This is a genomic window from Pseudomonas sp. Fl4BN1 (assembly GCF_009908285.1).
Taxonomy (GTDB): domain Bacteria; phylum Pseudomonadota; class Gammaproteobacteria; order Pseudomonadales; family Pseudomonadaceae; genus Aquipseudomonas.
Map to the genome: position 1 here is coordinate 43,330 of NZ_JAAARM010000028.1, position 20,863 is coordinate 64,192.

The 20,863-nt window shown below is 62.9% G+C and carries 20 protein-coding genes; 14 read left to right on the plus strand and 6 right to left on the minus strand.

Going from position 1 to position 20,863, the window contains the following annotated elements:
* Nucleotides 1–18: 18 nt before the first annotated feature.
* Together GV818_RS25235 and GV818_RS25240 are read right to left on the minus strand one after the other, a co-directional pair.
* Complete coding sequence (locus GV818_RS25235; protein ID WP_161777825.1) at nt 19–624, minus strand: hypothetical protein; 606 nt, start codon at nt 622–624, stop codon at nt 19–21.
* A gap of 54 nt (nt 625–678) precedes the next feature.
* Nucleotides 679–1,152 (minus strand): PAS domain-containing protein, encoded by a 474-nt coding sequence (locus GV818_RS25240; protein ID WP_161755520.1) that lies wholly within the window; start codon nt 1,150–1,152, stop codon nt 679–681.
* 154 nt (nt 1,153–1,306) lie between these two features.
* On the opposite strand from GV818_RS25240, the gene GV818_RS25245 reads away from it, so the two are divergent.
* Nucleotides 1,307–1,762, plus strand: a complete 456-nt coding sequence (locus GV818_RS25245; RefSeq protein WP_161777826.1) for a flavodoxin — start codon at nt 1,307–1,309, stop codon at nt 1,760–1,762.
* Here the strand turns inward: GV818_RS25245 and GV818_RS25250 are convergent.
* Complete coding sequence (locus tag GV818_RS25250; protein ID WP_161777827.1) at nt 1,743–2,639, minus strand: LysR family transcriptional regulator; 897 nt, start codon at nt 2,637–2,639, stop codon at nt 1,743–1,745. The genes GV818_RS25245 and GV818_RS25250 overlap by 20 nt on opposite strands.
* Nucleotides 2,640–2,737: 98 nt before the next feature.
* Here GV818_RS25250 and GV818_RS25255 point away from each other — a divergent pair, with 98 nt between their 5' ends.
* The 9 genes from GV818_RS25255 to GV818_RS25295 all read left to right on the plus strand — a co-directional run bounded on the left by GV818_RS25255 (nt 2,738) and on the right by GV818_RS25295 (nt 13,713).
* A complete protein-coding gene (locus GV818_RS25255; protein WP_161755514.1) occupies nt 2,738–3,124 on the plus strand; it encodes a CidA/LrgA family protein in 387 nt (128 codons plus the stop codon).
* Nucleotides 3,114–3,800: an LrgB family protein gene (locus GV818_RS25260; protein WP_161755512.1), complete on the plus strand. Its 687-nt coding sequence runs from the start codon at nt 3,114–3,116 to the stop codon at nt 3,798–3,800. The genes GV818_RS25255 and GV818_RS25260 overlap by 11 nt, the downstream gene beginning before the upstream one ends.
* A 144-nt stretch (nt 3,801–3,944) precedes the next feature.
* Nucleotides 3,945–4,727, plus strand: a complete 783-nt coding sequence (locus GV818_RS25265) for a class II aldolase/adducin family protein (RefSeq protein ID WP_161777828.1) — start codon at nt 3,945–3,947, stop codon at nt 4,725–4,727.
* On the plus strand, nt 4,727–5,629 hold the full coding sequence (locus tag GV818_RS25270; RefSeq protein WP_161777829.1) for an alpha/beta fold hydrolase: 903 nt from the start codon (nt 4,727–4,729) through the stop codon (nt 5,627–5,629). Before GV818_RS25265 ends, GV818_RS25270 begins: the two co-directional genes overlap by 1 nt.
* 214 nt (nt 5,630–5,843) lie before the next feature.
* Nucleotides 5,844–6,755: an SDR family oxidoreductase gene (locus GV818_RS25275; protein ID WP_161777830.1), complete on the plus strand. Its 912-nt coding sequence runs from the start codon at nt 5,844–5,846 to the stop codon at nt 6,753–6,755.
* 184 nt (nt 6,756–6,939) lie between these two features.
* Nucleotides 6,940–7,299, plus strand: a complete 360-nt coding sequence (locus tag GV818_RS25280; RefSeq protein ID WP_161755504.1) for a hypothetical protein — start codon at nt 6,940–6,942, stop codon at nt 7,297–7,299.
* Between the two features lie 499 nt (nt 7,300–7,798).
* Nucleotides 7,799–9,598 carry a DUF1302 domain-containing protein gene (locus GV818_RS25285; protein WP_161777831.1) on the plus strand — a complete coding sequence of 600 codons (1,800 nt, stop codon included), beginning with the start codon at nt 7,799–7,801 and terminating at the stop codon, nt 9,596–9,598.
* 24 nt (nt 9,599–9,622) lie between these two features.
* On the plus strand, nt 9,623–10,990 hold the full coding sequence (locus GV818_RS25290; RefSeq protein ID WP_161777832.1) for a DUF1329 domain-containing protein: 1,368 nt from the start codon (nt 9,623–9,625) through the stop codon (nt 10,988–10,990).
* A 167-nt stretch (nt 10,991–11,157) separates the two neighbouring features.
* Nucleotides 11,158–13,713, plus strand: coding sequence for a helix-turn-helix transcriptional regulator (locus GV818_RS25295; protein ID WP_161777833.1), 2,556 nt, complete (start codon nt 11,158–11,160; stop codon nt 13,711–13,713).
* Between the two features lie 10 nt (nt 13,714–13,723).
* Here GV818_RS25295 and GV818_RS25300 read toward each other — a convergent pair whose 3' ends face one another.
* Nucleotides 13,724–14,524, minus strand: a complete 801-nt coding sequence (locus tag GV818_RS25300) for an IclR family transcriptional regulator (RefSeq protein WP_161777841.1) — start codon at nt 14,522–14,524, stop codon at nt 13,724–13,726.
* A gap of 167 nt (nt 14,525–14,691) precedes the next feature.
* On the opposite strand from GV818_RS25300, the gene hmgA reads away from it, so the two are divergent.
* The 4 genes from hmgA (at nt 14,692) to GV818_RS25320 (ending at nt 19,514) form a co-directional block, all read left to right on the plus strand.
* Complete coding sequence (gene hmgA, locus GV818_RS25305) at nt 14,692–15,996, plus strand: homogentisate 1,2-dioxygenase (protein WP_161777834.1); 1,305 nt, start codon at nt 14,692–14,694, stop codon at nt 15,994–15,996.
* A gap of 3 nt (nt 15,997–15,999) precedes the next feature.
* Entirely contained in the window at nt 16,000–17,304 is a 1,305-nt protein-coding gene (gene fahA / locus GV818_RS25310; protein ID WP_161755493.1) for a fumarylacetoacetase, read from the plus strand.
* Between the two features lie 12 nt (nt 17,305–17,316).
* Complete coding sequence (gene maiA / locus GV818_RS25315; protein ID WP_161777835.1) at nt 17,317–17,955, plus strand: maleylacetoacetate isomerase; 639 nt, start codon at nt 17,317–17,319, stop codon at nt 17,953–17,955.
* A 188-nt stretch (nt 17,956–18,143) separates the two neighbouring features.
* The gene (locus GV818_RS25320; protein ID WP_161755489.1) at nt 18,144–19,514 is read left to right on the plus strand and encodes an MFS transporter; all 1,371 of its coding nucleotides are present in this window, start codon (nt 18,144–18,146) and stop codon (nt 19,512–19,514) included.
* 12 nt (nt 19,515–19,526) lie between these two features.
* On the opposite strand, the gene GV818_RS25325 is transcribed toward GV818_RS25320, so the two are convergent.
* Nucleotides 19,527–19,994, minus strand: a complete 468-nt coding sequence (locus GV818_RS25325) for a GNAT family N-acetyltransferase (RefSeq protein ID WP_161755487.1) — start codon at nt 19,992–19,994, stop codon at nt 19,527–19,529.
* A 56-nt stretch (nt 19,995–20,050) separates the two neighbouring features.
* Nucleotides 20,051–20,863: a class I SAM-dependent methyltransferase gene (locus GV818_RS25330; RefSeq protein ID WP_161755484.1), complete on the minus strand. Its 813-nt coding sequence runs from the start codon at nt 20,861–20,863 to the stop codon at nt 20,051–20,053.

The window sequence follows — 20,863 nt, forward strand, 5'->3', positions numbered from 1 at the left end:
AGCCACTGGAACGTGGCTTCAAGTGTGCAAGGCGGGGTGCGTGTGGCGGTGCTGCTGGAGGATGAACTGGCGCAGGCGCTCGGTTTCCTCCTCATCACTCTGATCCAGGCGATAGGCGTAGAAACCCGCTTCGGTCTGACGTTCGAAGCGCCCATGCAGGGCAATCCGCTCATACCCCGAAGGGCTGAACCAGAGGCCGAACTGCTTCGGTGGCCGGGTACGGTTGCGGATCTCCAGCAACACCCCTTTGAACGATACTTCACGTACCCACAGGCGCCCGGGCTGGCCCTTGACGTTCTCCAGCGCCACTGGTTCCTCCAGCGCCAGGCGCCAGGGCCGGACCATGGGCCCGTCCTCGAAGATGCTCGGCACCCCCAGGCGCAGATGCAGGGCATGGAACTCATCTTCCACCAGCTGCAGCGGGAACGTCATCTGCTGATTGTCGAAATGCGCCTGGAGCGTGACCTTCTCGCTGGCCGCCAGCCGGGTCAACAGATCACGGATCTGCGAGCCGCCATTGACCAGCAGGCTCGATGTGGCATCGCGCACATTGAGCTGCGGGTTGTGCTGCATGGTCTGGATGAAGTCCAGTTCATCCTGAGTGAGGAGGGTGTCACGCTGCATGATGTTGCTCGAGGGGTGGGAAGACAAATCGGCGGGGAGTATCCCTACAGACCATTAAACCTGTGACTTGTTAGAGCCGTTGGTCGCCTTGAGAGCGGCCAGTTCGGCCTGCACGTCGGCCAGCTGTTGTTCGATCTGGAGCAGACGTTGCTGGGCCTTGATCTGGATGCTGACGTCTTTTTGCACACCAATGAAATAGGTCAGTTGATCACTGTCGTTGAACACCGGGGTGATCGACAGCTCGTTCCAGAAGTGGCTGCCATCCTTGCGGTAGTTGCGCAGCACTTCACGGCACGGCTGGCCTTGGCTCAGGGCCAGGCGAATTCTTTCCAGCCCCGGCTGGTCACGGTCCCCGGACTGCAGGAAGCGGCAGTCCTGGTATAGCACGTCGTCGGCGCTGTAGCCGGTCAGTCGCTCGAAAGCCGGGTTGACGTAAATCACGATGTTGTCTTCGCCTTCCTGTTCGGCGACCACAATCCCGTCGTTGGAGGCGTTGATCATCCGTTGCAGCAGATGAGCGTTGATCATCCTGAAGTTCCGCTATCGATCAGCAAGTGCTGGATTCTAAGGCATGTTGGCACGCTGTCCACCGGCGCTTTTCAGGGCCCGCAGCAGCAGAAACGGGATTTTACTCCGTAGCTGTTAATATCCCAGTCTTTTAGTCAGCTTCAGGAACAGATTGATGAAAGTCGCCATCCTTTCCGGCTCGGTATACGGCACGGCTGAAGAAGTCGCCCGGCACGCCGCCAAGCTCCTCAACGCCGCAGGTTTCGAGGCCTGGCACAACCCGCGGGCAACCCTGGTCGACGTCCAGGACTTTGCTCCGCAGGCGCTGCTGGCGGTGACCTCGACCACCGGCATGGGCGAGCTTCCGGATAACCTGCTGCCTTTGTATTCGACCATTCGCGATCAATTGCCGGCCGCCTGGCGCGGTTTGCCGGGGGCGGTGATCGGTCTTGGGGATTCCAGTTACGGCGATACCTTCTGCGGCGGTGGCGAGCAGCTGCGTGAACTGTTCGCCGAGCTGGGGGTGCAGGAAGTGCTGCCGATGCTGCGCCTGGACGCCAGCGAAAGCGTGACCCCGGAAACCGACGCCGAGCCTTGGCTGGCCGAGCTGATCAGCGCCCTGCGGGGCTGACCGGCTGCTCCCGTAGCAGCGCCAGCCAGGCTTGCGCTGCCTTGGACAGATAGGCGCCCTGGCGCCAGATGAAGGCGATGTCCCAGCGCAGGTAATCCGGCGCCTTCAGCGTCAGGCGCACCACCCCCGGCCGCACCAGGCCGCGGGCCACCACACTGGGCAGCAACACCACGCCCTGGCCGGCGGCCACCAGTGCCGCGAGAAAGTCCGCCTGACCGCTGCGTCCGCTTTCCTTGGGGGTAAAGCCCGCCTGCTGGCAGGCCTGGAGCAGACGGTCATTGAGCACAAAACTGCGTTGATACAAGAGGAAGGGCGTATCCGCCAGTTCCTCCAGGCGCACCTGGGCGTTCATCGCCAGGGGATGATCGGCGGGCAGCAAGGCATCCAGCGGTTCATCACAGAAAGGCTGATAGGCAAACGCCGGGTCCTTGGGGGTCAGGCTGCCCCCCAGTTCCAGTTCGCCACTACGTACCGCCTGCTCGATATTCAGGCTACCGCCTTCGAGCAATTGCACCTGGATGTTCGGATAGCGTCGTCGGTATTCGGCAAAGCGGCTGGCGAACAGCGCGTCACTGCCCAGCAGCGGCAGGCCCAGGCGTAGCTCACCCCGGGCCAATTGGCTCAAGTCATCCAGTTCGCTGAGCAGTTCGTTGCGCAGGCGCAGCATGCCCTCGGCCCGTTGCAGCACCACGCTGCCGGTGGCAGTGAGGTGGATGTGCGAGCCCTGGCGTTCCAGCAGGGGCGTGCCGAGGCTCTGTTCCAGCTGGGCGATCTGTTTGCTGACTGCCGACTGGCTGATGTGCAGGGTTTTGGCCGCCTGGGTGAAGCCGCCCTGGCGGATCACCTCGACGAAGCTGCGCAGTTGTTTGAAATCCATGATCGGAATTCCAGATTGGAATGGTTCCAAGTCTAACAATTCGCTTTGGTGATGATGGGGCTTTTCATAAAATAGGTCCCTGAGAGGACTGAATCATCATGAACATTGCCACCTGCAAACGCCTGGGCCGCCTGATCCTTGAACTGGCGGTACTGCTGGCGATCTATTTTCTCGGCTGCCAACTGGCCGCCTGGTTGCCCTGGCCGATTCCCGGTGGGGTAGTCGGCCTGGCGCTGTTGCTGCTGGCCTTTGCCCTGGGCTGGGTCAAGCCGGCGGCGCTGCAACTGGGCGCCGGCCTGCTGATGGCGGAGATGCTGCTGTTCTTCATCCCGGCGTTGATGAGCCTGCTGGACTACGGCGGCTTGTTACGCCAGGAAGGCGGGCGGATTTTGCTGGTGATCGGTATCAGCACCTTGTTGGTGATGCTGGTGACCGCGCTGACCGTGGAGTGGGTGTGCCGCTGGAGGATGCGCCATGAAGCTTGAACTGATGCCGATGTTCTGGCTGGCCCTGACCCTGGCTGCGTACCTGTTCAGCCGCTGGATCTACCGGCGCACCGGACGTTACCTGCTGTCGCCGCTGATCCTGGTGCCGGCCCTGTTGTTGGCGATTGCCGTGCCGTTGCACACCGCCTATGCCGAGTACGCCGCCAATACTCACTGGCTAATGCTGGTTCTGGGGCCGGTAACCGTGGCCTTTGCCATTCCCATCTGGCAGCAGCGGCAGTTGTTGATGCGCCACTGGTCGGCATTGTTGCTGGGCATGCTGGCGGGTAGCGCAGCGTCCATCGGCAGTTCCTTCGGCCTGGCCAAGGCCCTGGCCCTGGACAGCTCGGTGGCCCTGTCGCTGGTGCCGCGCTCCATCACCACGCCTTTCGCCATGCCGCTGGCCCATGACCTGGGGGGTGTCCCCGAGTTGACTGCGGTGTTCGTGATGTTCACCGGGGTGTTCGGCGCGATGCTCGGTGGCGTGCTGCTGCGCTGGCTGCCTTTGCGCAGTGCCCTGGCGCGGGGGGCGTTGTTCGGCGTCGGTGCCCATGGCGCCGGGGTCAGCCGGGCCCATGAAGTGGGCGGTGAAGAAGGCTCGGTGGCGGGCCTGGTGATGGTCCTCACCGGGCTCCTGAATCTGTTTGCCGCGCCTTTGCTGGCGTCGGTACTTTGACGTAAACCCGCGCGCCAGAGCCCGGTTCCGGGCTGACCCGTTCGGTCATCAAGCTGGCTGCCAATGCAACGTCGCCCGGGGCGCAGTCTGTCTAGACTCTGAAGGTCCTCTTAGCCAATAAGAACCATCACCGAGGTCTTTGTCGTGAGCCTAGCCCCCGTTCAATCGACACCGAGTTTAAAAAACCAGGTCAGCGCCACTGAGTGGCAAACCCGCCTGGACCTGGCTGCCTGTTATCGCCTGGTGGCGATGCATGGCTGGGACGATCTGATCTTCACCCATATTTCCGCCAAGGTGCCAGGCACCGAAGATTTCCTGATCAACCCGTTCGGCATGATGTTTCACGAGATCACCGCCTCCAGCCTGGTGAAGGTCGATCAGGCCGGTAACAAGTTGATGGACAGCCCCTACGAGATCAACCCGGCCGGCTACACGATTCACAGTGCCGTGCACGCGGTGCGTCACGATGTGTCCTGTGTGCTGCACACCCACACCGCCGCCGGGGTCGCGGTATCGGCACAGAAGCAAGGCGTGTTACCCATCAGTCAGCAGTCGCTGTTCGTGCTTTCGAGCCTGGGCTATCACCCCTATGAAGGCGTGGCCCTGAACCCCGAGGAAAAGCTGCGGCTACAGGCCGACCTGGGGGCCAACAGCTTTCTGATGTTGCACAACCACGGCTTGCTCACGTGTGGCGCGAGCATCGCCGATACCTTTCTGATGATGTTCATCTTCCAGCGCACCTGTGAGATCCAGGTACTGGCGCAGAACGGCGGTGCCGAGCTGATTGCCATTCCCACGCCGATCCTGGCCGGGGCCAAGGCGATGATTGCCGGAGTCACCCGCAGTGCCCAGGGTATGGGCGGCGTATTGGCTTGGCCGGCCCTGCTGCGCAAACTCGATCAACTCGACCCGGGTTATAAACTCTGATGCCTATCTCCGAGATTCCTCTGAGTGTGTGGCGCAAGCGCGGGCAGGATTTCGTGTTCCACGGCCAGCCCATTCGTTACTGGGTGGCGGGGCAGGGAGAACCGCTGCTGTTGATCCACGGTTTCCCCACGGCCAGTTGGGACTGGCATTACCTGTGGCAACCTCTGGCGCGGCGTTATCAGGTGATTGCCTGCGACATGCTCGGTTTCGGCGACTCGGCCAAGCCCCTGGAGCACGACTACAGCCTGTTGGAGCAGGCAGACTTGCAGCAGGCACTGCTGGCCCACCTGGGCATTGCCGAGCCCGTGCACCTGTTGGCCCATGACTATGGCGACAGTGTCGCCCAGGAACTGCTCGCCCGGCACTACGAGGAGCGGATCGAGATTGCCAGTTGCGTGTTCCTCAATGGTGGCCTGTTTCCGGAAACCCATCGCCCGGTACTGACCCAGAAGCTGTTGCTCAGTCCTCTGGGCTGGATGCTCGGGCGCGCGTTCAGCCGCCAGGGGCTGGCGAAAAGCTTCCGGCAGATCTTCGGTTCCCATACTCGCCCCAGCGAGACGGTCCTGGATGACTTCTGGAGCCTGGTGCAAAGTAATAACGGGCCACGCATCCTGCACAAGTTGATTGCCTATATCCCCGAACGCCGGGTCCAGCGCGAACGCTGGGTCAGTGCCATGCAGCGCGGCGAGGTGCCGCTGCGGGTGATCGATGGTGCCCAGGACCCGATCTCCGGGGCGCACATGGTGGAGCGTTATCGACAGTTGATTGCCCAGCCGGACACGGTGCTGCTGCCGGGAATTGGCCATTACCCGCAGATCGAGGCGCCGTTGCTGGTACTCAAGCATTACCTGGGGTTTCGCGGCAACCTGCTGTTGCCGTCCCGTCAGGCGGTGGGTTCCTGAGCGAACCCCAGGGCCCCGCCGTGGCCCTGTGAGTGCATGCGCCATCGCCACAGGGGGCCGTGCCATGTCCTCGGTTGAGCGGCGGTCTTGAGCGGACGCGCCGATTATCCCGCTGTCTTATTGCGCACCATTCAGGTCCAGGCGTTTTTATTGTGACCACCGGCCGGCTGCCTGACACTCGACCCATTGTCCATTGGCCCTGCTGGAGTTCGGTATGAGTGAGTCTGTGCGCTTGGAAGATAGAGTGGTGATCGTTACCGGAGCCGGCGGTGGCCTGGGGCGGGCCCATGCGCTGCTGTTCGCCCGGCATGGTGCCAAGGTGCTGGTCAATGACCTGGGCGGCTCGACCCAGGGTGAAGGTGCCAGCGCTTCAGCGGCGGATCGTGTGGTGGCACAAATCCGCGAAGCCGGTGGTATCGCCGAGGCCAACCATGATTCGGTCACCGATGGCGAAAAGATCGTGCAGAACGCCCTGGATGTCTTTGGTCGGGTCGACGTGCTGGTCAACAACGCTGGAATCCTGCGGGACAAGACCTTCCACAAGATGGACCACAGCGATTGGGAGCTGGTGTACCGGGTGCATGTCGAAGGTGCCTACAAGGTCACTCGCGCCGCTTGGCCGCACCTGCGGGACCAGGCTTATGGGCGGGTGATCTTCACCGCCTCCACCTCGGGTATCTACGGCAACTTCGGGCAAGCCAACTACGGCATGGCCAAGTTGGGCCTGTACGGCCTGACCCGGACCCTGGCGATCGAGGGGCGCAAGAACAACATCCTGGTCAACGCCATCGCCCCCACCGGCGGCACGCGGATGACCGAGGGCCTGATTCCGCCGCAGGTGTTCGAGCAGCTCAAGCCGGAGTTGGTGAGCCCCCTGGTGGTGTACCTGGGCAGCGAGCAGTGCCAGGAAACCTCCGGTTTGTTCGAAGTGGGCGGTGGTTGGATCGGCAAGGTGCGCTGGGAGCGCAGCCTGGGGGCCGGTTTCGATCCGCGCCAGGGCTTTTCCCCGGAGGACGTGGCAGCCCACTGGCAACAGATCTGTGATTTTGAGGGGGCAGCGCATCCCAAGGACAACATCGAAGCCTTGAAGGAGATGATGCAAAATCTGCAAAAGTACGCGCTCTGAGCGACTCGCCTATTGAGCCCCGGATCTTGTTGTCGGCTTGATCCTAGTGGTAGCTCAATGGCTTTCACCTCGGGCTGGCAAGCCTGGATTCAATGACGCGCCGGACCCTCAAGTCCGGCGGTTTTACTCCTGCGACGTTCGTCACTATGCTCGACGGTTATCGAACGAGAAGGGAGCGCTCTATATGTACGAGTCAAAAGACCAGCCGGTATTGTCGCGACTGCTGTTTATCCGACGACTGTGCATGCACGGTCTGGTGGTTGTGGCGCTGATTATCTTTTCGATTCTGCTGGGTATCAGCGGCTTACTGTACTTCGAACAAGATATTTCCTTTCACGACGCGTTATATGACGCGGCGATGATCCTGGGCGGAATCGGCCCTATCAATATGCCGGAGACCCCCGGCGGCAAGCTGTTTTTCGCCACTTACGGGCTTTACACCAACATGGTTTTTGCCGCCACCCTGGGTTTGATCCTGTCGCCCGTGGCGCATCGTCTGTTGCACAAGTTTCACTATGACGAAAGTGATGAAGACGCTGGTTGAGTGGAACTTTCTTGTTATATCCCAGGCATAAAAAAGGCCGCTGCAAGAGCAGCGGCCAAAGCAAGACGTTAGATCAAGGAGCTACAAAATCAACGTCAGTGAACCTGGGGTAGCGACTTGAACAAAACAACTTCAAGCCTGCTGGAAATCAATTCCTGGAAAATACCCGACTCGATACTTTCAACGGGAGGGCGTCTGGCTGTTTGCCGTGACTGCGAGTGAAGAATAAGCCTTGGTTCGCTGCGGAAAAATAGCGATTCGGGACAAGGACTGTTGCAGTCTCAGTAACAGTCATCGGTGAAGGTCAGCGGACGACACAGGTAGCGCATCGATGTTTCTGATGGGCCTTTATCCAGCCCCTGGATACCCCTCTGAATCGTCCTCATGGCAAGGGCACTAATCCTTTTGGGCGACAACTCGAATACCTCCTTGGTGCGCTTATCGGCCGAGGTGCCCCGGCAGTAGGGTGAGGCTTCCTGTCACTCACCGGGGAAGACGCATGACAAGAATAACAATGCGCGCCATCTTCAAACCGCAGGCGCTGGCTGTCGCGGTGGCGCTGGGCTGCAGCGCCCAGGCGCAGGCGGTGTCGTTCAACATCGGGGAAATCGAAGGGCAGTTCGACTCGTCGTTATCGGTCGGTGCCAGTTGGGGCATGCGTGACGCCGACCGGGCCTTCGTCGGTATGGTCAATGGCGGCACCGCGCAGTCGTCCACCGGCGATGATGGCCGCTTGAATTTCAAGAAGGGCGAGACCTTCTCGAAGATCTTCAAGGGCCTGCACGACCTGGAACTCAAGTACGGCGACACCGGGGTCTTTGTGCGTGGCAAGTACTGGTACGACTTCGAATTGATGGATGACAGTCGTCCGTTCAAGCCCGTCAGCAACCACAATCGCAAGGAAGGCGCCAAGTCCTCGGGGGCGCAGATCCTCGACGCCTTCGTCTATCACAACTATTCCATTGCCAACCTGCCAGGCACCGTGCGTGCCGGCAAGCAGGTGGTCAGCTGGGGCGAGAGCACCTTTATCGGCAACTCGATCAACAGCATCAACCCGGTGGACGTCTCAGCCTTTCGCCGGCCCGGGGCCGAGATCAAGGAAGGCTTGGTGCCCGTCAACATGCTGTTCGCCTCCCAAGGCCTGACCAACCAGTTGACCGTCGAGGGCTTCTATCAGTTGGAGTGGGACCAGACCGTTGTGGACAACTGCGGGACCTTCTTCGGCAACGATGTGGTGGCCGATGGCTGCACCACCGGCTACACCGTTGGCAGCCCGGCGATCGCGCCCTTGCAACCGGTGGCCGCAGCCTTCGGCCAGGGTTTCCAGGTCACCCGTGAAGGGGTGATCCTGCCCCGGGGCGGTGACCGCGACGCCCGTGATTCCGGGCAATGGGGGGCGGCCTTGCGCTGGCTTGGCGACGACACTGAGTACGGCTTGTACTTCATGAACTACCACTCCCGCAGCCCTGTAGTCAGCACCACCACGGCCAACGTGAGTCTGGCGACCCTGGGGGCGATTGGTGCCGCAGGTGCTGCGGCCGCTCCCAGCATTCCCGGTGCGGGCGCCAGCCTGGTACAAAGCGTGATGCTCGGCCGTGGCCAGTACTACCTTGAATACCCGGAAGACATCCGCCTGTACGGCGCCAGTTTCTCCACCACGCTGCCCACGGGCACTGCCTGGACCGGCGAGATCAGCTACCGGCCCAATGCACCGGTGCAGGTCAACACCAACGACCTGACTCTGGCCTTGCTCAACCCCATTGCCGGCGGTGCCGCTTCGCCGATCAAGAGCGCCATGGGCGCCGACAACACCGGCTACCGGCGCAAGGAAATCACCCAGATCCAGAGCTCCATGACCCAGTTCTTCGACCAGGTGCTGGGTGCCGATCGCCTGACCCTGGTGGGCGAGGCGGCGATTGTCCACGTCGGTGGCCTGGAAGACAAAAGCCAGCTGCGCTATGGGCGTGACTCGGTCTATGGCCAGTACGGTTATGGCGGCGACACGGGCGGCTTTGTCACCGCCACCTCCTGGGGCTATCGCGCCCGGGCCATCCTCGACTACAGCAACGTGATCGCCGGGATCAACTTCAAGCCCAACCTGTCCTGGTCCCATGACGTCAACGGCTATGGCCCCAACGGCCTGTTCAACCAGGGCGCCAAGGCCCTCAGCGTCGGTGTCGATGCCGACTATCGCAACACCTACACCGCCAGCCTCAGTTACACCGACTTCTTTGGTGGGCGCTACAACACCCTCACGGACCGTGACTTCCTCGCGTTGAGCTTCGGCGTGAACTTCTGAATCGGCATAAGAAGGACTACTTAAATGCGCAAGATGATTCTGCAATGCAGTGCCCTGGCGTTGGGGTTGTGGGCGGCCAACCTGATGGCGGCGGTGAGCCCGGAAGACGCGGCCAAGCTGGGCACCAGCCTGACGCCCCTGGGGGCGGAAAAGGCCGGCAACGCCGACGGCTCGATTCCGGCCTGGACCGGGGGCATCCCGAAGAATGCTGGTGCGGTGGACAGCAAGGGTTTTCTCGCCGACCCGTTCGCCAATGAAAAACCGTTGTTCATCATCACCGCGGCCACGCTGGACAGGTACAAGGACAAGCTGTCTGAGGGGCAGGTGGCGATGTTCAAGCGCTACCCGGACAGCTATCGGATTCCGGTCTATCCGACCCATCGCAGCGTCGGCCTGCCGCCGGAGATCTACGAGTCGGCCAAGCGCAGCGCGCTGAACGTGACCACCACCAACGACGGCAACGGCCTGGCCAATTTCACCGGCAACCGCTATTACGCCTTTCCGATTCCCAAGAGCGGCATCGAAGTGCTGTGGAACCATCTGACCCGCTATCACGGCGGCAATCAGAAACGCATCGTCACCCAGGTCACGCCCCAGACCAATGGCAGCTACACCTCGATCCGTTTTGAAGAAGAGATCGCCGCGCCGCCGATGATCCCCGATCTGGACCCCGCCAAAGCGGCCAACGTGCTGAACTTCTTCAAACAGTCGGTGACCGCGCCGGCACGGCTGGCGGGCAACGTGCTGCTGGTCCACGAGACCCTGGACCAGGTCAAGGAACCGCGTTCGGCATGGATCTACAACGCTGGGCAGCGCCGCGTGCGCCGCGCTCCGCAGGTCGCCTACGACGGCCCGGGAACCGCTGCCGACGGGCTGCGCACATCGGACAACTTCGACATGTTTTCCGGCGCTCCTGATCGCTACGACTGGAAGCTGGTGGGCAAGAAGGAGATGTACATCCCCTACAACAGCTACAAGCTGGACTCCCCGAGCCTCAAGTACGACGACATCATCAAGGCTGGCCACATCAACCAGGACCTGACCCGCTATGAGCTGCACCGGGTCTGGGAGTTGGTCGGCACGGTCAAGCCCAACCAGCGGCATATCTATGCCACCCGGCACATGTACATCGACGAGGACAGTTGGCAGGTGGCCCTGGTGGATCACTACGACGGCCGCGGCCAGCTGTGGCGGGTAGCCGAAGGCCATGCGCAGTACTACTACGACCACCAGGTGCCGGCCTACACCCTGGAAGCCCTGTACGACCTCAACGCCGGCCGCTACCTGGCCCTGGGCATGAAGAACGAGGAGAAGCGCAGCCTGGAGTTCGGTTTTGCCGCCAAGGCCGCCGACTATACCCCGGCCGCGTTGCGCGCCAGCGGGGTGCGCTAGCCTGCTGGCAGGCCCCTGGCGAAGGATGACGCTGCAGTTTGAAAGGCGACCGATCGGTCGCCTTTTTTATGAGCATTGATCAGCCTGCTGAATACTTCTTCAACTGGTTGCGAGGTCGGGGCTAGGGTGGGTGCACGCAGGCTAAAATTATAAAAAGGCACGCTGCAATGACCGCCATGACTCGTTGTCCAGAGCGTCCCGGGTTCATGCCCCGCTTGTCCTCTCATCATTTTTCCCGCAGCCGTCTGAGCACGCCGTTGCTGGCCTCGGGGGCACGGGTCAAGTTGCTCTGTGCGCCTGCTGGCAGTGGCAAGACGGCGCTGCTTGCCGAATGCCTGCAGCAGGCCCCCAGCCCTTGTCGGGTCATCTGGTTGCCCATGGCCGGTGCCCGCCAGAGTCCTGAAGGCTTGTGCCGAGCCCTGGCCACGGCCTTGGGGCTGGCAAGCGACGATGAAGCCTCGGTGCTGGAGCATCTGGCGCACCTGCAGACCCCGGCCTGGTTGTTTATCGACGACTATTGCCGAGTGGCAGCGGCAGACCTGGACCTGCAGCTGGATCGCCTGCTGAGCATCGATAATCCGCTGTTGACCTGGTGGTTGGGCAGTCGCCGTCGTCCCCAATGCAACTGGCCACGATTGCTGCTCGATGACCTGCTCTATGCATTGGATGGTCCGGCCCTGGCGTTCAGCCAGAGCGATATCGAGCAACTGCTGCAACAGCTGCCACAACCGCTCTGTGCCCAAACCGCCAGTCGTATCCTGCAGCGCAGTGGTGGCTGGTGTGCCGGCGTGCGCATTGCCTTGCTCGATGGCAGCGAATTAGCGAGCCAACCCTGCAAGCCGGGGCGCGCCAACACCTTGCTGGAATACCTGGAGCACGAGCTGTTCAGCGTATTGCCGGCGGAGCTGGCGGAAGTCTGGCAGGTGCTGGCGCATATGCCGCGGTTCAACGCCGAACTGTGTGAGCACCTGTTTGGCGCCGGGGAGGGGGCTCAGTACCTGCGTACCCTGCAGGACATGGCCTGTTTTATCGAGCCGTGGGAAGGCGACGCCGACTGGTTGCAAGTGTTCCCGCCCCTGACCCGCCTGATGCGAGATGAGGCCTGGCCCTCCGGGCGTTCCTGGCATCGTCGGGCGTGCCAGTGGTTCACCGTCCAGGAGGACTGGCAATCAGCTTTCGAACAAGCACTGCTGGCCGAGGAATATGAGGTGGCCGTCAGCCTGCTGGAACATTTCAGTTTCGAGTTCCTGTTCCAGCAGCACAATGCGCTGTTGCTACTGCAGCTGCATGAGCGACAGGGCGCCGAACTGCTGCTGGGCAGCCCGCAGTTGGTGGGGCTGCTGGTGGCGGCGCTGCTGTTTGCCGGGCGCTTCGAGCAGGCCGGGCAATGCATGCAGCAGATGGCCCGGTTCGCACCGCAACCGATGGCCACCGGGCAGCGCCAACTGCTGGCCCGCTGGCAGGCGCAACAGGGCTGGTTGCTGCATCTGGGCGGGCGGATGGACGCCGCGCGCCAGCACTTTCTCGAGGCGCTGAGCGAGCTGGATGACAGCGCCTGGACCATCCGTTTGCTGTGCCTGTCCGGCCTGACCCAGCAAGCGCTGCTGTGCGGTGAACTGGACGTGGCCCAGGCCTTCAATCGTGAAGCGCTGTGCCTGGCCCGGTCTCAGGATGCACTGCTGCTCGAAGGCTTGCTGGAACTCGATCATGCGCAGTTGCTGGAGCAGCGCGGCGCCCCCCATCGGGCCCAGAGCCTGCTGGAACAGGTCAGCGAGCGTTTGTCGCGACAGGCGCTGCGGGCCACGCCTTTGCTCGGACGCATTGCCTTGCGCCTTGGCCGTCTGGCGTTGCGCCAGGGAGATGAGCAGGAAGCCGCCAGCTACTTTCGCAGCGGGCTTGAGGATTGCCTGGCGAGCCATGACAAACGCGCCTTGTATGGTTTTCTCGGCCAGGCCCAATTGGCCGCCAACCAAGGGGATTACGCCCAGGCTTTTATTCGTCTGCGAGACGCCGAGCGGCTGATGCAGCAGCGGCAGGTTCCGGACACGGTCTACCGTGGGGTGCTACTGCAGGTCAGCAGCCAATTCTGGCTGCAGCAGCGCCGGCCGGAGCTGGCCCATGAGGCCTTGAGCCGAGTGCTCCGGCATTTTCGCGGGCCCCAGGCGCTGCAGGCACCACCGGCCACCCTCGAATTGATCCCGGGTATTGAGTACTTGCTGGTACTGGCCGAGGTTCAGCTGGGCCGCGCTCAAGTGCCGATTGCAACCTTGCAGGGGGTGTTGGCCAGGGTTCGGCGCCACGGCATGCTGGGGCTGGAGGCCGAGGTGCAGTTGGCCTTGGCCGAAGTGGCTTATGTGCAAGGCGATGCAACGTTGGCGGCCGGAGCGTTGCAGGCCGGGCAGGCATTGGTGCTGCGCTGCAATCTGCCCCAGGCCCTGCACGAGTTGCGGCTGCGGCAACCGGCGCTGGTGCAAGGGCTGGAGCGCCTTGAAAGCGTTGCGCTGGTTGAGCCCGAGGTGAGCCGCAACAGCTTGCTCAGTCAGCGGGAGCTGCAAGTATTGCAACTGATTGCCCAGGGCTGTTCGAACCAGCAGATTGCCGCGCAGTTGTTCATTTCCCTGCACACGGTGAAGACCCACGGCCGCCGGATTCACAGCAAGTTGGGAGTGGAGCGGCGCACCCAGGCGGTGGCCAAGGCCCAGGCCCTGGGGTTGATGAGCTGATCCGCAGTGCTCAGGCAGGCTGCGGCTGATAACCCATGCGCCAGCTCACCGCGGAGCTGGCTGCCAGCAGGCGACTGGCGGCCGGGCCATGCTCATCGGCATGGAACAACGAGGTCGGCCCGACCACGGTGAGGACTGCGGCGATTTTGCCGGTGGCATCGAACACCGGCGCCGACAATGCATCGACCCCGGGCATCAGCAAGCCATGGACATGGTGCAGGCCGTGCTGGCGAATCTGCTCGGCGAGGGCATCGTGGGCTTGTGGGTCGGCCAGGGCGTGGGGGTTGCCGGTCAACAGCTCCTGCTGGCGCAGGTCGAGGGTTTCCCGCGGTGGCAGGTAGGCGTTGAACACCAGGCCGGTGGAGGAACTGAGCAGCGGCAACACCGAGCCCAACTGGGTGACCACGGTCACCGCGCGCACTGCCGGCTCAATGTGCACCACGGTGGCCCCCTGGTTGCCCCACACCGCGAGGAAACAGGTTTCGTTCAACTCATCGCGCAGTTCTGCCAGGGGCAGGGCCGCCACCTTCAATACATCCATGCTGTTCAAGGCGGCCAGGCCCACCCGCAGGGCTTCACGGCCCAGGCCGTAGTGATTGGTGGCGGAGTTCTGTTCGGCAAAGCCACTGGCAATCAATGCCTGTAGATAACGATGCACCTTGCTCGCGGGCATTTGCACATGTTCAGCCAGGCGCGAAAGGGAAGTGGCCGGTGACAGTTCGGCCAGGGCCTTGAGGATGTCGGTGCCGACTTCGGCTGAGCGGACTTTCTGTTTACCGGTGCTGTCGCTGCTGCTGCGCGGCTTTTCCATGGAGGTGTCGGGGTCCCGTGACAAGTGGCGGTCTTTATAGCTTGACGCTCCCAGGCAATCAAATTACGTTATGCGTAATTGGATTACGATAAAAATAACCCAGGCGTGCCCGGAACTCTTGCGAAGGAGTGGCAGGCCCCTGCCTACTCCAACTTCCAGGAGGCTCCATGAACCTCGATTCTTCGGCGTCGGCCCTCAGCTACCAGTCCGGCTTTGGCAATGAGTTCGCCAGCGAGGCCCTGCCAGGCGCACTGCCGGTCGGCCAGAACTCCCCTCAGAAGGCTCCCTACGGCCTGTACACCGAGCTGTTTTCCGGCACCGCCTTCACCATGACCCGCAGTGAGTCCCGGCGTACCTGGATGTACCGTATCCAGCCTTCGGCCAACCATCCGGCGTTCGTCAAACTCGAACGTCAGTTGGCGGGTGGCCCGTTGGGGGACGTGACGCCCAACCGCCTGCGATGGAACCCGTTGCAGATCCCGGCGGAACCCACCGATTTCATCGATGGCCTGGTCGCCATGGTGGCCAACTCTGCAGCACAGAAGCCTGCTGGTATCAGCGTCTATCACTACCGCGCCAACCGTTCCATGGAGCGGGTGTTCTTCAATGCCGACGGCGAAATGCTCCTGGTGCCTGAACTGGGACGCCTGCGCATCGCCACCGAACTGGGTGTGCTGGACCTTGAGCCGCTGGAAATCGCCGTGCTGCCTCGGGGCCTGAAGTTCCGTATCGAGTTGCTGGACGCGCAAGCCCGGGGCTACATCGCCGAGAACCACGGTGCGCCACTGCGCCTGCCGGACCTGGGTCCTATTGGCAGCAACGGCCTGGCCAACCCCCGGGACTTCCTGACCCCGGTGGCCCATTACGAAGACCTCAAGCAGCCCACCACCCTGGTGCAGAAGTTCCTTGGTGAGCTCTGGAGCTGCGAGCTCGATCATTCGCCGCTGAACGTGGTGGCCTGGCACGGCAACAACGTGCCGTACAAATATGACCTGCGCCGTTTCAATACCATCGGCACTGTCAGCTTCGATCACCCGGACCCGTCGATCTTTACCGTGCTGACCTCGCCCACCAGCGTGCCGGGCCTGGCCAACCTCGACTTCGTGATCTTCCCGCCGCGCTGGATGGTGGCCGAGAACACCTTCCGTCCACCGTGGTTCCACCGCAACCTGATGAACGAGTTCATGGGCCTGATCCAGGGCGCCTACGATGCCAAGGCCGAAGGCTTCCTGCCCGGTGGCGCGTCCCTGCACAGCTGCATGAGTGCCCATGGGCCGGATGGCGAGACCTGCACCAAAGCAATCAGCGTCGAGTTGCAACCGGCGAAGATCGACAACACCATGGCGTTCATGTTCGAGACCAGCCAGGTGCTGCGTCCCAGCCAGTTCGCCTTGCAATGCCCGGAACTGCAGAACGACTACGATGCTTGCTGGGCCTCGCTGCCCGCCACCTTCAACCCGAATCGGAGATAACCCATGACCCTGCCAACCATCACCCGTAGCTGGGTCGAGTCCGCCAACGGTCACCCCGACTTCCCGTTGCAGAACTTGCCTCTGGGCGTCTTCAGCACCCAGGGATCGGCGCCCCGCAGCGGCGTCGCGATTGGCGCACAGGTTTTCGACCTGGAAGCGGCGCTGGCTGCCGGGTTGTTCGAAGGCTTGGCCAAGACCGCGGTAGAAGCCGCGCGCGGCGGCCAGTTGAACGGTTTTTTCCAGCTTGGTCGCCCGGCCCGTGTCGCCTTGCGCGAGCGCCTGCTGGAGCTGCTGAGTGAAGGCAGCAGCCTGCGCGGCAAGATCGAAGCCCAAGGGGCGAAGCTGCTGCCCCTGGCGGCGGACTGCCAAATGCACCTGCCGGCGAAAATCAGCGACTACACCGACTTCTATGTCGGCATCGAACATGCGCAGAACGTCGGCAAGCTGTTCCGTCCCGACAATCCCCTGCTGCCCAACTACAAGTACGTGCCCATCGGTTATCACGGTCGCGCCTCGACCATTCGCGCTTCCGGTGCCGACGTGCGCCGGCCCAAGGGCCAGACCTTGCCTGCAGGGCAGAGCGAGCCGACCTTCGGCCCCTGCGCGCGCCTGGACTATGAGCTGGAACTGGGCATCTGGATCGGCCAGGGCAACGAGATGGGCGAGTCGATTGCCATTGGCGACGCCGCCGAGCACATCGCCGGCTTCTGCCTGCTCAATGACTGGTCTGCGCGGGATATCCAGGCCTGGGAGTACCAGCCATTGGGGCCGTTCCTGTCGAAAAGCTTCATCACCAGCATCTCGCCGTGGGTAGTGACCGCCGAGGCTCTGGAACCTTTCCGCCGGGCCCAGCCCCAGCGCCCGGAAGGCGACCCGCAGCCCCTGCCTTACCTGCTGGATCAGCGCGACCAGGCCGCTGGCGGCTTCGACATCGAGCTGGAAGTGCTGCTGACCACCCAGGCCATGCGTGAACAGGGCCTGCCGGCGCACCGCCTGACCCTGAGCAACACCCAGCACATGTACTGGACCGTGGCGCAGATGGTGGCTCACCACAGCGTCAATGGTTGCCAGTTGCAGGCCGGTGACCTGTTCGGTTCGGGCACCTTGTCCGGTCCGCAAAGTGGTCAGTTCGGCAGCCTGCTGGAGATCACCGAAGGCGGCAAGAAAGCCATCGAACTGGCCTCCGGCGAGGTGCGCAAGTTCCTCGAGGATGGCGACGAAATCATCCTGCGCGGGCGCTGCAGTCGTGAAGGTTTCGCCTCCATTGGCTTCGGCGAATGCCGTGGCACCGTCCAACCGGCCCGCTAAGGGGAGAGCGTCATGCAGCTCTATACCTATTACCGTTCCACCGCGTCCTACCGGGTGCGCATTGCCCTGGCCCTCAAGGGCCTGGATTTCCAGGCCATCCCGGTCAACCTGCTGGAGCCCAAGGGCGGGGCCAACCGCCAGCCGGAGTACCTGGGCATCAACCCCCAGGGCCGGGTGCCGGCGCTGCGTACCGACGACGGCAACCTGCTGATCCAGTCACTGGCGATTATCGAATACCTGGAAGAGCGTTATCCACAGGTGCCGCTGCTGTCCAAGGACCTGGTCAGCCGCGCTCATGAGCGGGCGGTGGCGGCGATCATCGGTTGCGACATTCACCCGCTGCACAACTCCAGCACCCAGAACCTGCTGCGCGAGTGGGGGCATGAAGAAGCCCAACTGCTGGTGTGGATTGATCACTGGATCAGCCAGGGCTTGGCCGCCCTGGAGCAACTGATCGGCGATCAGGGCTTCTGTTTCGGCGACCAGCCGGGCCTGGCCGATGTGTTCCTGATTCCCCAGCTGTATGCCGCCGAGCGTTTCAAGGTTTCCCTGGAAGCCTACCCGCGGATCCTCCGGGTCGCGGCCCTGGCTGCCACGCATCCTGCGTTCCAGGCCGCGCATCCGGCCAATCAGCCCGATACTCCGGCCTGATCCATCCACGCGCCTCTGTCTCCCAGCGGCGCGTGGCACTGGCCCCTGCACCCGCAGCCACTAGCTCGGGCGGCGTTCGCAGGCCAAGCCCCCCAGGGGCTGCAACCTCTTCTGGACGCTACCCAGGGATCTGAACCACCTGTACCAGCAGCACCCATAACCATAAAAAAACCAACAGGTACCTTGCGATGCAAAATCAGATTGCCAGCTTTCGCGCTGCGCTCGACGCCCGCCCGGTGTCCCGCTACCAGTGGTTGCTCTTGTTGCTTCTCGCCTTGCTGCTGGTCACCGACGGCTACGACGCCCAGGTCCTGGGGTACGTGGTGCCGGCCCTGGCCCAGGACTGGGGCCTGGAAAAGTCCGCCTTCGGCCCGGTGTTCAGCGCCAACCTGCTGGGGCTGACCCTGGGCTCGCTGGCGGTGACGCCTCTGGCGGACCGTTTCGGAGTGCGGCGAATCCTGCTCTGTTGCGTGTTGATCTATGCCAGCCTGACGGTGCTGATGGTGTTCGCCAATTCCCTCGACAGCCTGATGGCCGCGCGCTTTATCTGCGGCATTGGCATGGGCGGGGCGATGCCCAGCGCCATGGCCCTGATGTCCGAGTATTCGCCGCCACGCCTGCGCACCCTGATGGTCACCCTGGCCGCTTGCGGTTTCTCCTTTGGCGGCGCCGCGGGTGGTTTTGTCGCCGCCGGTTTCATCGACCGCTTTGGTTGGGAAGCGGTGTTCCTGGCGGGTGGGGTGACGCCGTTGCTGCTGTTTCCGTTCCTGGTCTGGCGCTTGCCCGAGTCCCTGCCGCGCCTGCTGCGGGACGCGCCGCCGTATGCCCGCCTGCGCAAGGTCAGTGCCCAGATGCTCCCGGACTGGCAGCCACCGCCGCTCTCCAGCAGCCCTGAGCAACAGCCGCCAGCCAGCAACCTCACGGTCGTGGAGTTGTTCCGCCAGGGCTATGCACGGCCGACGCTGCTGATCTGGTCGACCTTTTTCGTCAGCCTGATCCTGCTGTATTTCATGATCAGCTGGTTGCCGACACTGCTGCTGGAAAGCGGCCTGGCCTTGAAGCAGGCCAACCTGGTGACTTCGATGTTCCTGTTCGCCGGGACCCTCGGCGCCATCTGCATGGCCTGGTTCGCCGATCGCCTGAAACGCAAGGTACGCCTGTTGGCCGCTGTGCTGACGGCGGCGGCGCTGTGCACCGTGCTGCTGGGTCTGAACCACGACAACCCGCGCTACCTGGTGCTGTTCGTGTTCGCCGCAGGTTTTTGCATCATCGGCGGGCAACTGACCCTCAACGCCTTCGCCAGCAACTTCTACCCGGCCCATGTGCGCGCCACCGGCACCGGCTGGGCGCTGGGGGTAGGGCGTTTCGGTTCGATCCTCGGGCCATTGTTCGGCGGCATGCTGTTGGCGATGCATATTCCGGTGCAGCAGATTTTCTTTTTCTGCGCGATTCCGGCGTTGCTGGCGGCCTTGTTGATCATCCAGGTGCGTGCGCCGGCCGAGGCGCCTTCGGGGGACGCGGGAGCGGCCCCGGAACTGCAGGCGCCGCTCAAGTCCTGAAGGGGGGCTGGCTCAGCGTGCCAGGTGCTTGAGCATCGGCACGCAGGCCAGGGTCAGGCCCCGGGGCGACTGGTACTGGGCAACCCGCTCGCCAACGAAGCCGCAACTGCGATAAAAGTCGGCGGCGTTCAGCGTCGAGTCCAGGATCAGGTGCGACAGGCCGGCCTCCAGGGCCAGTGCTTCGAGGTGATGCATCATTTGCCGGCCGATCCCGCGGCCCATGTACGCCGGGTCGACAAACACCGCGTCGACCTGGCCGGACTCCAGGTCGAGCATGCCGCTGGCGGTCACCTGATCGTCGATGATTGCTACGTGCCCGGTCTTCTCCAGTATCTCGATGAAGTATTCACCAAGGCTGCCGGCGGTCCAGAGCTGCAGGTCTGCGGCTGGATAGTGGCCGCAGCACTGGTGGTTGATGGCCTGGTTGCGAATGTCGAAGACCCGTTGTGCATCGTCGCCATGAGCTTTTCTGATCAGCATGTTGTGCCCGTTCCCTGGAGTAAGCCGCCCATCCTGCCAGAGCCCGGAAGGGTCTGTCATGCGGCCTTGGCCTGGATCAGCAACAGTCCCCAGCCGGTGAGCAGGGTGCCATCGGCCTGCAGCAAGGGCTGCGTGGCACTGTGCAGTTCATTTTTCATCAGCGCCCGATTGGCGGGTGTCAGGCGATCCAGGTCGTAGGTTTCCCCCAGCGAATCCCAGAGTTCCTCGAAGGTTGGCGTCCACGCCAGGTCCAGCTCCTCGAACTGCAGTGCGGTGAAATTCGTGCTCAGCAGGTCTCGCCACCCACTCTGTGATTGAGTGCGTGGATCGACCAGAGGCAGAGGAGGGAGCTGGTCGCGTCTGGCGGCGGCGCGAAAGACCTGCAGGTATTGCTGCCCCAACTCGCCCAGCAGAAAGGATCGACCGACGATCGCCGAGAGTTGTCCGCCCGTGGCCAGGACCCGATGCACCTCCCCCAACACCTGATCGATGTCGCTCATGAGCATCAGTGCCAGGTGCGATACCACGGCACCCACACTGCCCGTGGCCAGGGACAGGGATTGGGCTCGCTCATGGAGTAGCAGCCCGCGGTCCGCGAGGCGGGCGCGTGCCGCTGCCAGCTCGGTGGTGCTCATGTCGACGCCGGTCAATTTCGCCTCGGGGTATTTCCTGGCCAGCAGATCCAGGAGGAAACCATCGCCACAGCCCAGGTCCAGTATCTGTGCGTGAGACTGATCGGTGGTGAGTGTCGCCACCAGCATGTCGTAGGAGCTACCGCGTCCCGGCAGGCTCAGCCCGGCGAAGGCTGGAGGCGTGGTGCCTGGGCGCCGCTGGTGGAAGTCCTGGAGAAATCGTTCGGCGCTGTTCAT

Coding starts and splice junctions, on each gene's coding strand:
- maiA (WP_161777835.1), top strand. CDS start 17,317: ATGCAGCTCTATACCTATTACCGTTCCACCGCGTCCTACCGGGTGCGC.
- GV818_RS25245 (WP_161777826.1), top strand. CDS start 1,307: ATGAAAGTCGCCATCCTTTCCGGCTCGGTATACGGCACGGCTGAAGAA.
- GV818_RS25325 (WP_161755487.1), bottom strand. CDS start 19,994: ATGCTGATCAGAAAAGCTCATGGCGACGATGCACAACGGGTCTTCGAC.
- GV818_RS25275 (WP_161777830.1), top strand. CDS start 5,844: ATGAGTGAGTCTGTGCGCTTGGAAGATAGAGTGGTGATCGTTACCGGA.
- GV818_RS25250 (WP_161777827.1), bottom strand. CDS start 2,639: ATGGATTTCAAACAACTGCGCAGCTTCGTCGAGGTGATCCGCCAGGGC.
- GV818_RS25270 (WP_161777829.1), top strand. CDS start 4,727: ATGCCTATCTCCGAGATTCCTCTGAGTGTGTGGCGCAAGCGCGGGCAG.
- fahA (WP_161755493.1), top strand. CDS start 16,000: ATGACCCTGCCAACCATCACCCGTAGCTGGGTCGAGTCCGCCAACGGT.
- GV818_RS25295 (WP_161777833.1), top strand. CDS start 11,158: ATGACCGCCATGACTCGTTGTCCAGAGCGTCCCGGGTTCATGCCCCGC.
- GV818_RS25255 (WP_161755514.1), top strand. CDS start 2,738: ATGAACATTGCCACCTGCAAACGCCTGGGCCGCCTGATCCTTGAACTG.
- GV818_RS25285 (WP_161777831.1), top strand. CDS start 7,799: ATGACAAGAATAACAATGCGCGCCATCTTCAAACCGCAGGCGCTGGCT.
- GV818_RS25240 (WP_161755520.1), bottom strand. CDS start 1,152: ATGATCAACGCTCATCTGCTGCAACGGATGATCAACGCCTCCAACGAC.
- GV818_RS25280 (WP_161755504.1), top strand. CDS start 6,940: ATGTACGAGTCAAAAGACCAGCCGGTATTGTCGCGACTGCTGTTTATC.
- GV818_RS25300 (WP_161777841.1), bottom strand. CDS start 14,524: ATGGAAAAGCCGCGCAGCAGCAGCGACAGCACCGGTAAACAGAAAGTC.
- GV818_RS25320 (WP_161755489.1), top strand. CDS start 18,144: ATGCAAAATCAGATTGCCAGCTTTCGCGCTGCGCTCGACGCCCGCCCG.
- hmgA (WP_161777834.1), top strand. CDS start 14,692: ATGAACCTCGATTCTTCGGCGTCGGCCCTCAGCTACCAGTCCGGCTTT.
- GV818_RS25260 (WP_161755512.1), top strand. CDS start 3,114: ATGAAGCTTGAACTGATGCCGATGTTCTGGCTGGCCCTGACCCTGGCT.
- GV818_RS25290 (WP_161777832.1), top strand. CDS start 9,623: ATGCGCAAGATGATTCTGCAATGCAGTGCCCTGGCGTTGGGGTTGTGG.
- GV818_RS25235 (WP_161777825.1), bottom strand. CDS start 624: ATGCAGCGTGACACCCTCCTCACTCAGGATGAACTGGACTTCATCCAG.
- GV818_RS25330 (WP_161755484.1), bottom strand. CDS start 20,863: ATGAACAGCGCCGAACGATTTCTCCAGGACTTCCACCAGCGGCGCCCA.